This window comes from Pelomonas sp. Root1444 (assembly GCF_001426885.1).
In the GTDB taxonomy this organism is placed as follows: domain Bacteria; phylum Pseudomonadota; class Gammaproteobacteria; order Burkholderiales; family Burkholderiaceae_C; genus Pelomonas.
This window is the reverse complement of the sequence record NZ_LMFP01000028.1, coordinates 1,096,174-1,109,832: the sequence shown is the minus strand read 5'-3', so window position 1 is coordinate 1,109,832 and position 13,659 is coordinate 1,096,174. Positions and strand designations below refer to the sequence as shown.

Below are 13,659 nucleotides of genomic sequence, written 5' to 3'. Positions count from 1 at the left end.
GCAGGCCGCCCGCTGCAGACAGGCAACAAAAAAGCACCGGGCGTTGCCGCCGGGTGCTTCCTGTTCCTACCGAATTTGGTAGGCGCGATTGGATTCGAACCAACGACCCCCACCATGTCAAGGTGGTGCTCTAACCAACTGAGCTACGCGCCTGAAGAGCTGCGCACTATAGCAGAAGTTTTTCGGGTCACTTGCGACGCGCGGAACGCACGCCGGAAATGGCGCAGAGCTCGCGCAACACCTTGGCCAGCTTGGTGGCGTCCGACAGCTCCAGCGTGAAGCTCATCCAGGCCGTGTCGCCGCCGCCGGCCTTGGGTTTGACGGCGCCCGGCTTGAGCGACTGCGTGTTCACCGCGACGACGTTCATCTTCTCCTTGGCGAAGATTTCCAGCACGTCGCGCAGCAGGCCCTGCCGGTCGCCGGCTTCGACCAGCACGTCGACCGGGTAGACCGGCGCGCCCTTGCCGACGCTCTCGCCGCCGCCCCAGGCCACCGCGATGACGCGCTCCGGCGAGCGGCGCTTCATCTCGGCGAGGTTGCTGCAGTCGCTGCGGTGGATGGCCACGCCCTTGCCGCGCGTGACGAAGCCCTGGATGGCGTCGGGCGGCGCGGGCCGGCAGCAGCGTGACAGCGTCGTCAGCAGCGAGTCGATGCCGACGACCAGCACGCCGCCGCGCCCGCCCGTGCCCACGCTGCTGGCGCTGCGCGTGTGGCGCTGCGCCAGCAGCTCGTCCTCGTCGGCGACCGGCTCGGGCGGGCGCAACAGCAGCTCGATGTTGCGCAGCGAATACTCGTCCTTGCCGACCACCTCGAACAGCGCATCGGCACCCTTGAAGCCCAGGCGCGAGGCCAGCTCGTCGAGCTTGAGCGCCGTCTTGCCTTCGCGCTGCAGCAGCTTCTCGACCAGCTCACGGCCCTTGGCCACGGTCGCCGCCTGCTGCTGCGCGTTGAACCAGGCGCGCACCTTGGCGCGCGAGCGCTGGCTCTGCAGGTAGCCCAGCTCGGGGTTGAGCCAGTCCAGCGACGGCCCACCCTCCTTGGCCGCCACGATCTCCACCGTCTGGCCGCTTTGCAGCGGCGTGTTCAGCGGCAGCATCTGGCCGTCGATGCGGGCGCCGCGGCAGCGATGGCCGAGGTCGGTGTGCACGGCGTAGGCGAAGTCCACCGGCGTCGCACCGGCCGCCAGCTCGACGATGGTGGCCTGCGGCGTGAAGACGTAGATGCGGTCGCTGAACCCGTCATCGCCCGTGCCGCCGTCGCCTTGCGCGGTGTCGCGCTCCCAGGCCAGCAGCTGGTTGAGCACGGCCTTGCGGGCGCGGGCGACCTGCTCCTCGAACTCGCCAGCTGCACTGACACCGGCGTAGCCGCGCGCGCCCGCCTCCTTGTAGGCCCAGTGCGCGGCCACGCCGTGCTCAGCGTGGTCGTGCATCTCGCGCGTGCGGATCTGCACCTCCATCGCGCGGCCGTCGGCGCCCAGCACGACGGTGTGCAGCGACTGGTAGCCGTTGGGCTTGGGCTTGGCGATGTAGTCGTCGAACTCGCCCGGCACGGGCGTGCAGACCTCGTGCAGCCGTGCCAGCGCCGCATAGCAGTCGGCCACGCTCGCGACGATGACACGCAGCGCCCGCAAGTCGAAGACGCGGTCCAGCGCCAAGGCCTTGCCCTGCATCTTCTTGTGGATGCTGTAGAGGTGCTTGGGGCGGCCCTGCACCTCGGCGGCGATGCCTTGCGCGTAGAGGTCGGCCTGCAGGGCCGCGCGCGCGGCCTCGATGCGCTGCTCGCGCTCGACACGCGTCTCGTGCAAGGCCTTGGCCAGCGCCTTGTAGCTGTCGGGCTCGCGAAAGCGGAAGGCCAGGTCCTCCAGCTCCCACTTGATCTGCCAGATGCCCAGCCGGTTGGCCAGCGGCGCGAACACGGCCTGCGATTCGTCGGCCAGCTCGCGCGGGCAGGGCTGCTTGCTGGCGGCGTACCAGCGCAGCGTCTGCAGCCGCGAGGCCAGGCGCAGCATGACCACGCGCAGGTCGCGCGAAAACGCCAGCAGCATCTTGCGCACGCGCTCGGTCTGCTCGGCGCGGATGTCGGCGCGGCGGTCGGTCTGCACCTTGGCATCGCGCGCCGCGCGCTGCAGCTGCACGAGGCGGCGCGTGTGCGTGACCAGGCTGGCGTAGCTGTCGCCGAAGGCCTTGGCGACCACCTCTTCGGGCTTGTTCAGGAAGTCGCCCGCATAGACGAGGTAGGCGGCGGCCTGCAGCTCCTGGGCAGCGCCCACGGCGTGCAGGATCGCGGCGACGCCGTCGGCGTGTGCCAGCGCGTTCTCGCCCGTATCGAGCTGCTCCGCGGCCAGCAGCGGCTCGGCGAAGGCGCGCGCGCGGACGACTTCGGCGTTGGAATGTGCCGCACCGGCGTCGAGCAGCGCGACGATGGGCGCGGTCGCAGCGCCCTCGGACATCGAGCCGGTCTTCATGTGCTGAGGAAGTCCCTCACGATGGCGATCTGGTCGTCGTGGATCAGGGTCGGTGCATGGCCGACGCCGGGCAGCTCCACGAGCCGGGCGTTCGGCCCGCGCTGCGTCATGGCGCGCGCCGTCTCGCTGCTGAGCAGGTCCGACTCGGCGCCGCGGATCAGCAGCGTGGGGCAGCGCAGCGCGTCATAGGCCGACCACAGCGCCGCCTCGCCGGCCGCGGCGACTTCGGGCGTGATGGCGGCGAAGGGCAGGGCGATGGCGGGGTCGTAGTGCAGCTTCCAGCCCTTGCCGTCCTCTTCGCGGAACAGCGGCGCGGACAGCGCCCGCCATTCCTCGTCGGTGTGCGGGCCGAAGCCCGGCGCGATGCTGCGCAGGTAGGCCGCGCCCTCTTCCAGCGACGCGAAGCGCGGCGCCTTGCCCAGGTAGGCACCAATGCGCTGCAAGGCCTCGAACTGGATGCTCGGCCCGACATCGTTGAGTACCAGCCGGCGGATGGGGCAGGGCACGCCTTCCGGCCGCGGCAGCGCGGCCAGGCCCAGGCCGATCAAGCCGCCCATGGAGGTGCCGACCCAGTCAACCTGCTCGACGTCGAGCCGCGCGAGCAGTGCCACCATGTCGGACACGTACGCAGGGATCTGGTAGCCGCTGGGCTGGCGCAGCCAGTCGGAGCGGCCGCGGCCGACGACATCGGGGCAGACGACGCGCCAGCGTGCGCTCATGACGCGCGCGAGCGCGTCGAAATCGCGCCCCTGACGCGACAGGCCGTGCACGCAGACCAGCACCGGCGCGTCCGCACTCGGGCCCGCCCACTCCCAGTACGCCATCCGGTGCAGGCCGGTGGCGTCCAGGCAGGTCACAAATTTCAAGCGGGGTTCGGTCATGATGGTGTCCTTCTCGAATTCATCGTAGCAACCAGCAAGGACTCTTCCATGTTGAAAGGCAAAACCGCCCTCGTCACCGGCTCCACCAGCGGCATCGGGCTGGGCATCGCCCTGGCGCTGGCGCGCCAGGGCGCCCATGTGATCCTGAACGGCTTCGGCGACGTCGAAGGCCCGAAGGCCGAGGTCGCGGCGCTCGGCGTCAAGGTCGGCTATCACGGCGCCGACATGAGCAAACCCGACGACATCGCGGCCATGGTGGCCTATGCGGACGCCGAGTTCGGCGGCATCGACATCCTGGTCAACAACGCCGGCATCCAGCATGTGGCGAAGGTCGAGGACTTCCCGGTCGAGAAATGGGACGCCATCATTGCCATCAACCTCAGCTCGGCCTTCCACACGACACGGCTGGCGCTGCCGGGCATGCTCAAGAAGGGCTGGGGCCGCATCGTCAACATCGCCTCCACCCACGGCCTGGTCGCATCCGCGCAGAAGTCCGCCTATGTCGCGGCCAAGCACGGCCTGGTCGGCTTCACGAAGAGCATCGCACTGGAGACGGCGACGACGCCGGTCACCGTCAACGCCGTCTGCCCGGGTTGGGTGCTGACGCCGCTGGTGCAGAAGCAGGTCGATGCGCTGGCCGCGAAGGACGGCGTGGACAACGAAGAGGCCAAGCGCCGGCTGCTGACCGAGAAGCAGCCTTCGCTGCAGTTCACGACGCCGGACGAGCTGGGCGCGCTGACGGTCTTCCTGTGCTCGGACGCCGCGATCAACGTGCGGGGCCAGGCCTGGGCGATGGACGGCGGCTGGACCGCCGTCTGACGTTGACTTGGGGCGCCCGCCGAGCCCAGGGCGTCATTTCGTGAGCTGTACCGAGCCGCTGACGTTCACCGTCACCGTGGCCTTGCCGGCTTCGGTCGGGAGTGCCGCGTCGGCCATCTCTGCTTTCATGCGCATGGCCAGCATGGGCCGCGGCGCGCCGGCGCCCTCATCGCTGGCGATGTTGACGTCGCCGACGACATAGCCGCCGTAGCCGAACAGCTTGGCGTAATCCGCCGCCTTGGCGCGGTAGCGGGCGATGGCCTGGGCGGTGATGTCCGACTCGGCCTTCTCGCGCGATTCGCGCGACAGGCTGTAGCCGACGCGGGCGATGCTCAGCGTGTTGATGCGACCGGCCAGTTGCGCGATGGCCGCCGTGTCGCGGCCTTCGACCTGCAGCTCCGCGCTGCCTTGCCAGCCATTGATCTTGCCGGTCTTGGGGTCATGCCGCGGGTAGAGCGAGAAGCCGCCGGTCTGCACGTCGACCTGGCCCGGCTTGGCGACCTTGCGAGCCTCGGCAAGCGCGGCATCCAGCGCCTGTTTCAGCGCACCCTGCACGGCGGCGGCCTCGGGGCCTTCACGTGTGGTCGAGAAGCTGATGCCCAGCACGTCGCGCGTGACCTCGGCGGTGGCGCTGGCCGACAGGCTCAGCCGCTCGCGCGGCGCATCGGCGGCCTGCGCCGCAGCGCACAGCGACAGGGAAAGGACGGAAAGACCAACGGCGAATGCACGCATAAGACTCCTTCAAGAACAACAGTTCAGCTTAGCGGCCCAGATCGCAACGATCTGTAACCCATGCCTGCTGTCCTACAAGCCGGGGTTTCAAACCTGAACACAATGGCGCTGTTACAAATTCAGGAACCGCGATGAACAGCACCGCGAACCCGCGCCAGAACCGAATCCTTGTCGTCGATGACGACGCCCGCATCCGTGACCTCCTGCGCCGCTATCTGACCCAGGAAGGCTTCGACGTCCTGCTGGCCGAAGACAGCCGGGCATTGAACAAGCAGCTGACGCGCGAGACCGTGGATCTCATCGTGCTGGACTTGATGCTGCCGGGCGAGGACGGTCTGACCGTCTGCCGCCGCCTGCGTGCAGCCAACGACCAGACGCCCATCATCATGCTGACGGCCAAGGTGGAGGACGTGGACCGCATCGTCGGCCTGGAGGTCGGCGCCGACGACTACCTCGCCAAGCCCTTCAACCCGCGTGAGCTGCTGGCCCGCATCAATGCCGTGCTGCGCCGCCGCCCGCCGCCCGAGGCCCCGGGCGCGCCGAGCAAGGAGCCGATGACGGTGACTTTCGGCCCGTTCGAATTCGACCTGGCGCTGCGCCGGCTGACCAAGAACGGTGAACAGCTGCCGCTGACGACCGGCGAGTTCTCGATGCTCAAGACGCTGGTGCGCCACCCGCGCCAGCCGTTGTCGCGCGACAAGCTGGCGCAACTGGCCCGCGGCCGCGAGTTCGAGCCGTTCGACCGCAGCCTGGACGTGCAGATCTCGCGCCTGCGCAAGATGCTGGAGGCCGACCCGGCGCAGCCGCGCTACATCCAGACCGTCTGGGGCGTGGGCTATGTCTTCGTTCCCGACGAGAACAGCTGACCGGCAGCCATCCCGGGAACGCAATCACCGAGGCACTGAGACAGCCCGGATGGGAGTTATCTCGGTGGCTCCGGGCCTCAGTGGTTGCATCCGAATCTAGTACATGGCCCGTCCTCATCTCGCGCTCAACCTCTTCTGGCGCACCTTTGCCTGGCTGGCGCTGCTCCTGGCCGGCGCAGTGCTGGCCTGGCAGCAGACCTTCAAGGCGCTGGAGGCCGAGCCACGGGCGCTGGAGGCGGCCGAGCAACTGGCCGGCCTCGTCAAGCTCAGCCGCATCGCGCTGGAGCACACCGACCCGATCAACCGCGTGGCCGTCATCACGTCGATGTCGCGCGGCGACACGGTGCAGGTGCGCGTCGCGGAGACCAGTGACCGCTGGCTGCCCTACGACACCAGCCCCTTCGCCAAGAAGCTCGCGGCCGAACTGGCGCATACGCTGGGGCCGGACACCGTCATTGCGCGCAGCGTCAACGATCGGTCGGGCCTCTGGGTGCGCTACATCGTCGGTGAGGACGCCTTCTGGCTGCGCACCAGCGCGACGCCGCTGTCCGTCTCGCTGACCACCAACTGGTGGTGGGTGCTGATCGCGCTGCTGGCCACCGTGGTGGGCTCGGCGCTGATCGCGCGCCTCATCAACCAGCCGCTGCGCGAGCTGGCCGACGCGGCCGGGCGCATCCGTGACGGCGAATATGACTCGCGCCTGGACGAGACGACGATGACCAGCGAGATCCGCGAGGTCAACATGGGCTTCAACCGCATGGCCCGCGAGCTGGCCAAGCTGGAGGAGGACCGCGCCGTCATGCTGGCCGGCATCTCGCACGACCTGCGCACGCCGCTGGCGCGGCTGCGGCTGGAGACGGAGATGAGCGTCAGCGACGAGCAGGCCCGTCATTTCATGGCGCAGGACATCGACCAGTTGGATGCCATCATCAGCAAGTTCATGGACTATGCGCGGCCCAACGAGACCCAGCTGCGCGAGACGCGGCTGAGCGACGTCGTCGAGCGCGAGGTGCAGGGCTTCCGCGACCCGGACCAGATCCGCTTCCGCGTGCAGGTCAGTTCAGCGTTGAAGGTGTTCGTCGACGACACGGAGCTGGGCCGCGTGCTGCTCAACCTGTTCGAGAACGCGCGCCGCTACGGCCACCAGCCGGGCGAGCCGGCGCGCGTGGACGTCAGCGCGACACGCCAGGGCGCCTGGGTGGAACTGCGTGTGCGCGACCATGGCCCTGGCGTGCCGCCCGACCGCCTGGCGCGCCTGACGACGCCGTTCTACCGTGGCGACGCGGCGCGCACCGCAGCCAGCGGCGCGGGCCTGGGCCTGGCCATCGTCGAGAAGTCCGTCCAGCGCCTGGGCGGCCAGCTGTCCATCAGCAACGCCGAGGGCGGCGGGCTCATCACGGTGTTGAAGCTGCAAGCTGGGTGATGCTGCCCCCTCGCCCAGACTCGCATCGCTGGACGCGAGCGAGTCTGGTCGGTCCCCTTGGTGAACGACGATGCTTGCGGCATCGAGCCTCAAGCATCGCCAGCGCGGGCCGGCTTGGGAGCGGCCCGGCGCTCGGCCCGGAGGGGGCCCGGCCGCGCTCGCGTCGGCGCCTCGTTTAAGTACAAACCCGCTCACGCTCCCCGTTATTGTTATCGCTATCATTAATTGATACGCATAACAATCTGGAGACGACGTGAGCGTGTCGAATCGACTCGGAACTGCCGTGTGGAGCATGGCCGTCGGCGTGGCGCTGCTGGTTGCCGGGTGCGCGCTGCGGCCGGGCGAGACGCCACCTGACACCGGCCGCTGGGTGGCCGCTTGGGGCAGCGCCCAGCTGGACCAGCGGGCCCCGGCCGCGGGCGAGGCCAGCGGGGGCAAGCCGGTGCCGGCTGTCTGGCAGCAGCCGCTGCGGGAGGCCACGGTGCGCCAGGTGGTGCGTGTGACTGCGGCGGGCCGGGCGGTGCGCGTGCGGCTGAGCAATGCCTTCGGCCGGGAACCGCTGGAGGTCGGCGCGGCCAGCGTGGCGATGGTCCAGCCGGCGACGGACGGTGCGGCAGCGCCCGTGCTGCAGGCCGGCAGCCTGCGCGCGTTGACCTTCGGCGGGCGCCGCGACCTGATCCTTGCGCCCGGCGCGGAGGCCTGGAGCGACCCGGTGGAAATGGCGGTGCCGCGGCTGGCCGACCTGGCGGTGCAGACCTACCTGCGCGCCGAGCCTGCCATCGCGACGGTGCACCCGGGCTCGCGCATCAGCAGTTGGGCGGTGGCGGGCAACCAGGCCGATGTGGCCCGGTGGCCCGAGGCGGCCGCACGCGACGGCTGGTGGCATCTGGCGGCGGTGGATGTGAGGGTCGCGGCGCCCCAGCCCGTGCTGGTCGCCATCGGCGACTCCATCACCGACGGCTACGGCGTGGCGCCGGGCAGTTACCAGCGCTGGACGGACATGCTGGCCCGGCGCCTGGTTGCCGCAGCGCGCGATGCGGCCGTGGTGAACACGGGCATTGGCGGCAACCGGCTGTTGCGCGACGGCCTGGGCCCGCATGTGTTGTCGCGCTTCGACCGCGACGTGCTGGACCGCACCGGTGCCACCCATGCCGTGGTGATGATCGGTGTGAACGACCTCGGCATCAGCCATCGTGGCCGGGCGACGACGCCGGAGTCTCGCGCCGCCTTGCTGGGCGAGTTGAAGGCTGGCTTTGACGCGATGGCGCGGCGCGCCCGCGAGCGCGGTGTCTGCCTGATGGTCGGCACCGTGATGCCTTACGGCGGCAGCGGCTACTACCAGCCCAAGCCCGAGAACGAGGCGGACCGGCAGGCGCTCAACGACTGGATACGGCAGGCCGGCTTCGACGCCGTGCTGGACTTCGACGCGCTGGCGCGCGACCCCGCCCGCCCCACGCACCTGCGCGCCGAACTCGACGCCGACGGCCTGCATCCGTCGATGGCCGGCTACCGCGCGATGGCGGATGCATTCCCGCTGGCGTTTCTCGACCGCCGCTGCGGCCAGGGAGGCGCCGCCTCGGCCGCGGCAATGCCGGCCACGTTCGACAACCCGGTCATCAGCGGATTCGCCTCCGACCCCAGCGTCTGCCGGGCCGGCGAGGATTTCTATCTCGTCACCAGCACCTTCGAGTACCTGCCCGGCCTGCCGGTCTATCACAGCCGCGACCTGGTGCATTGGCGCCTCGTCGGCAACGCCTTGTCGCGCGAGAGCCAGATCAGCTTCGTCGGCCGCAAGAGCTCCAAGGCCATCTTCGCGCCCACCATCCGCTGCGAGGCCGGCCGCTTCTACATCGTGACCACCGATGTCGAGGGCATCGGCAACTTCTTCATCACCGCCAGCGACCCGGCCGGCGAATGGTCCGACCCGGTGCGGCTGCCGGAGCCGGTCTTCGGCATGGACCCGTCGTTCTTCTTCGATGACGACGGCACCGTCTACTACACGCGCCATGGCGGCGGCCGCGACGGCGGTGTCTACCAGGCCCGTGTCGACCTGAAGACCGGCCGCTTGCTGGAGGAGCCGCGGCTGGTGTGGAAAGGCATGGGCGGCATCTGGCCCGAAGGACCGCACCTGTACAAGCGCAACGGCTGGTACTACCTGATGATCGCCGAGGGTGGCACGTCGTACGACCACCGCATCACGATGGCGCGCTCGCGCTCGCCGTGGGGCCCGTTCGAGCCGCACCCGGACAACCCCGTGCTGACGCACCGCAACCTGCCCGACCATCCCTTCCAGGCGCTGGGCCATGCGGACCTGGTGACCACGCCGCAGGGTCAGTGGTGGGCCACGCTGCTGGCCATCCGGCCGCAAGCCGCCGACGGCGGGCGCCACCACCACATCGGCCGGGAGACGCTGTTGGCACCGGTGCGCTGGCGTGCGGACGGCTGGCCCGAGTTCGGCCAGAACCGCATGCTGGCGCAGCCCCAGCCGACGCGCGGCCTGCCCGGTTGGGCGCCCTGGCCGCAGCCGCCGGTGCGCGAGACCTTCGCCCCCGACCGCAAGCTGCCGCCGCACTGGGCCTTCCTGCGCACCTTCGCGAAAGAGCGCTGGTCGCTGACCGCCCGCCCGGGCCAGTTGCGGCTCATCGGTGGCCGCACCGGGCTGGACGCCATCGGCACGCCGGCCTTCATGGGGCGGCGCCAGGAGCGCCTGAACCAGCGTTTTGCCACGCAGCTGGACTTCAACCCGACGGATGCCCGCGATGCCGCCGGCCTGGCGCTGCGGATGAACGAATCCCACCATGCGTTGCTGCGCCTGACGGGCGGGCCCGCGCGGCGCGTCGAATGCCTGCAGCAGCTGAACGGCCAGCCGCGCGTGCTCGCCAGCGCCGCCGTGCCGCCCGGCCCGATGCAACTGCAGGTGCTGGCCGAGCCCAGCCAGTACACGCTGGCCTGGCGCCGGGCAAACCACGGGCGCGACTGGCAGCCGCTGTGCCGCATTCCGACGCACCAGCTCTCCACCGAGACCTCGACCGGCTTCACCGGCGTCTACCTGGGTCTCTTCGCCTTCAGCGCGACAGCGGCGCCCGCGGTGGCGGACTTCGCGTGGGTCGATTTCGAGCCCCTGGGGCCTTGACGCCGGGCCGCCGGGCGCGATGCGACGGCGGCGGTGAAACAGCGTTTTAGGCATCAAAGCCACAGCCGTTTCGCGCCTCGGGAAAACCATGGCTCTGCACAGAATCGGCAGGGCTAGACTGAAATGATTGCGTTAACAATTTCTGTTTGATAACCAATATTTGAGCCAGGCTGCCGCCGTCGCAGCGCATACAGCAAAAGGCCCGCCAGGGCCAAAACAGGAGAGAGACATGAGTGGAGTTTCGATGGGCGCTGGGCAGCGCCGCATGGCCCGGGCACGTGACGTGTTCGCTACCACGGCGCTCGCCGCGATGATCGGCCACGCCTATGCGCAGACCCCTGTCGCACCCGCCGCCGCGGCTTCGGCCCCGCAGGCCAGGGCCAACACGCTGGACACCGTGACCGTCACCGGCTATCGCAGCTCGCTGGCCAATTCGGCCCGTGAGAAGCGCGAGGACGTGGGCCTGAGCGAGACCGTGTTCGCCGAGGACATCGGCAAGTTCCCCGATGCCAGCATCGCCGACTCGCTGTCCCGCGTCCCCGGCGTGCGCGTGAACCGCGCCACCATCGACGGCGAGGGCATGAACATCTCCATCCGCGGCATGGGCGCCAACTTCACCCGCGTGCTGCTGAACGGCGCGCCGATGGCGTCGGCCTCGGCCGGCTCCTGGGGCGGCAACATCAGCGCCAACCGTGAGGTCGACATGGACTTCCTGCCGTCGGAGCTGTTCCGCAGCGCGACGGTCTACAAGAGCCAGCGCGCCAGCATCCTGGAAGGCGGCATCGCCGGCACGGTCGACATGCGCAGCGTGCGGCCTTTCGACAAGCAGGGCTTCCGCTCGGCCTTCACGCTCAGCGGCAACTACCGCGAGACGGTGGGCAAGCTGAGCGATACCGGCTCGGCGCTGGTCAGCAACACCTGGCGCTCCAGCACCTTCGGCGAGTTCGGCGCCCTCGTCGGCGCGGCCTGGGGCCACACCAAGTACAGGACCACCGGCTTCCAGACGGTGGACATGCGCAACTTCCAGCTCAAGTCCTTCCAGGCGCTGGCCAGCGACAACCCCAACAACACCGGCGGCGGCTCGCAGTCCACGCCCGACACGGTGCCGTCCGGCCTGGCGCTGGCCGACCTGCCGGCCTTCGCCCGCCCCATCCTCGTGCCCGGCGCGCAGATCAACCGCGACATGCTGCTGGCGCTGAACCCGGGCGCCAACATCAAGCAGATCGACAACGCGCTGATGGGCCGCCTGGGCCGCCACCTGAACTACGAAGGCGAGCGCGAGCGCGCCAGCGGCGTGGTCAGCCTGCAGTGGCGCCCCAACGAGAAGTGGGACCTCTACCTCGACATGATGGCCGCCGAGAAGTCCAACAAGATGACCTACAACGCGATGAACGCCGGCACCCGTGCGAACACGCCCATCCCCATCGGCATGGAGTTCGACCGCAGCGACTGCACCAGCGGCTGCGTGCTGACCAAGGCCACCTTCGCCAACACCTTCTGGTCGCTGGAGTTCCGGCCGATGGAGGAGAAGACCAAGTTCTGGAGCTTCAACCCCGGATTCGAGCTGCGCCCCAACGACGACTGGACGATAGACGCGCACTTCAACATGACCTACAGCGACTTCTACCGTGACATGCCCACGGTGCTGCTGGCCACGCGCTCGCCCAACTCCGTCATCACCTACGACAACTCGCGCACCGGCGAGCTGCCGATCTACGGCAGCAACCTCAACATCAACGACCCGACCAACTTCGGCTGGTACCAGGCCGGGCAGGGCCTGTCGGGCCTGCGCATGGACCTCTACGACCGCCGCAACACGACCGATGGTGGCCGCCTGAACGTGAAGTGGGGCGACGAGAAGTTCAACGTCAAGGCCGGCGTGGCGCGCGACGACATCGAGCGCCGCTACCGCAGCTACGGCGTGGCCGACGCCTGGATGAACGTCGCCTGCGGCGGCAACATGAACTACCGCTTCTTCCAGCCCAACACGCAGCTGCAGTCGCCCGGCTGCGACGGCCGCACCACCACCGGCGCGGTGCCCGCGACGGCCTACCCGGGCTTCGGCACCGGCTCGACCGCCGGCGCGCCGGCGCTGGCCTACCTGGGTTCCGTCGTCCCCAACTCACGGGTGCCCGAGTACGCGATGGCCTCCAACCAGGGCTTCATCACCGTCAACTGGGACAAGTTCGCGAAGGACACCGACTACCAGTATTTCCGCGACAACATCCGCAAGGGCTTCAACAATGGCAGCGGCGGCTACATCCGCGAGGTGGTCGACGCGGCCTATGCCGAGGTCAGCGGCGTGCTGCGCCCCTTCAACCGCACGCTGCGCTACAACGCCGGCCTGCGCTTCACCGACACGCTGCAGACCATCGGCGAGGTGACCGCCCAGGCCGACCCGCGCAATGCCACGCTGACCAACGGCGGCCTGTACGACAACACCGGCGTGTGGGCCTACGAGTCCATCAAGTACACCAACCTGCTGCCCTCGTTCACGCTGGCCTACAACCTGATGCCGGACCTGATCGCCCGCGCGTCGGCGTCCAAGTCCATGACGCGCGCCAACCCGGCCGACCTGCGCCAGACGCGCGTTTCCATCGGCGACCAGGGCGCTCGCCAGGGCAACCTGACCAATCCCAGCCTCAAGCCCTTCAAGGCCAACAATTTCGACCTGGCGCTGGAGTACTACATGAGCCGTGAGGCCTATGTGGCAGTCAGCGGCTTCGGCAAGGACTTGACGGGCCGCCCGGCCTCGCGCCTGCGGACCTACACGCTGGCCCAGCTCGATGCGATCTACGGCACCATCGGCCTGACGGACGCGCAGCAGCAGGCGGTCAACGCCAGCGGCGGCCGCGACAAGCACCTGGTGGAGATCACCGAGCCGATCAACATCGCCGACAAGCTCAAGGTGCGCGGTGTGGAGCTCACCTGGCAGCAGCCGCTGGACATGCTGCCGGTCAAGGGCTTCGGCTTCACGGCCAACTACACCTACACCAAGCAGACCGACTCGCTGCCCAACGCGCTCCCCGTGGCCGGCGTGCCGCCGCGCACCAACAACCTGACCGTCTACTACGAGCGCAACGGCCTGAGCTTCCGCGTGTCGCGCCAGTACGCCTCGGAACACATCGTCAACGCCAGCGTCGGCCTGTCCTCGCCTGGCACGTACATGTGGACGACGGCGCGCACCCAGATCGACGCCTCGGCCGGCATCAACCTGAAGCAGGCCTTCGGCTTCCAGTACGACACCAGCATCAACCTGAGCGTGTGGAACGCCACCGACGCGATCAGCCGCACCTATGTGCAATTCCCCGGTGCGGTGTTCGACGAGTACAAGCCGGGCC

7 protein-coding genes, 1 tRNA gene and 1 pseudogene are annotated in these 13,659 nt (G+C 69.2%); 5 read left to right on the top strand and 4 right to left on the bottom strand.

Translation table 11 applies throughout. The annotated features are described in order from the left end of the window. Positions 1 to 76 precede the first annotated feature (76 nt). From ASD35_RS22700 to ASD35_RS22690, 3 genes are all read right to left on the bottom strand, one after another. Positions 77 to 153 (bottom strand) — tRNA-Val (locus tag ASD35_RS22700). Between the two features lie 34 nt (positions 154 to 187). Beyond that, positions 188 to 2,464 (bottom strand): bifunctional (p)ppGpp synthetase/guanosine-3',5'-bis(diphosphate) 3'-pyrophosphohydrolase, encoded by a 2,277-nt coding sequence (locus tag ASD35_RS22695; RefSeq protein WP_056877183.1) that lies wholly within the window; start codon positions 2,462 to 2,464, stop codon positions 188 to 190. Next, positions 2,461 to 3,345 (bottom strand): alpha/beta fold hydrolase, encoded by an 885-nt coding sequence (locus ASD35_RS22690; protein ID WP_056877182.1) that lies wholly within the window; start codon positions 3,343 to 3,345, stop codon positions 2,461 to 2,463. Before ASD35_RS22690 ends, ASD35_RS22695 begins: the two co-directional genes overlap by 4 nt. Before the next feature lie 48 nt (positions 3,346 to 3,393). Here ASD35_RS22690 and ASD35_RS22685 point away from each other — a divergent pair, with 48 nt between their 5' ends. After that, a complete protein-coding gene (locus ASD35_RS22685; protein WP_056877181.1) occupies positions 3,394 to 4,164 on the top strand; it encodes a 3-hydroxybutyrate dehydrogenase in 771 nt (256 codons plus the stop codon). A gap of 33 nt (positions 4,165 to 4,197) precedes the next feature. Here the strand turns inward: ASD35_RS22685 and ASD35_RS22680 are convergent, their stop codons facing one another. After that, positions 4,198 to 4,896 carry an SIMPL domain-containing protein gene (locus ASD35_RS22680; RefSeq protein WP_056877180.1) on the bottom strand — a complete coding sequence of 233 codons (699 nt, stop codon included), beginning with the start codon at positions 4,894 to 4,896 and terminating at the stop codon, positions 4,198 to 4,200. Between the two features lie 131 nt (positions 4,897 to 5,027). Here ASD35_RS22680 and ompR point away from each other — a divergent pair, with 131 nt between their 5' ends. From ompR to ASD35_RS28630, 4 genes and pseudogenes are all read left to right on the top strand, one after another. Then, positions 5,028 to 5,762: a two-component system response regulator OmpR gene (ompR, locus tag ASD35_RS22675; RefSeq protein ID WP_056877179.1), complete on the top strand. Its 735-nt coding sequence runs from the start codon at positions 5,028 to 5,030 to the stop codon at positions 5,760 to 5,762. 103 nt (positions 5,763 to 5,865) lie between these two features. Beyond that, on the top strand, positions 5,866 to 7,185 hold the full coding sequence (locus tag ASD35_RS22670) for an ATP-binding protein (RefSeq protein WP_056877178.1): 1,320 nt from the start codon (positions 5,866 to 5,868) through the stop codon (positions 7,183 to 7,185). Between the two features lie 259 nt (positions 7,186 to 7,444). Beyond that, a complete protein-coding gene (locus ASD35_RS22665; RefSeq protein ID WP_157275713.1) occupies positions 7,445 to 10,318 on the top strand; it encodes a family 43 glycosylhydrolase in 2,874 nt (957 codons plus the stop codon). A 229-nt stretch (positions 10,319 to 10,547) separates the two neighbouring features. Next, a pseudogene (locus ASD35_RS28630) lies at positions 10,548 to 13,659 on the top strand (TonB-dependent receptor); the annotation flags it as partial.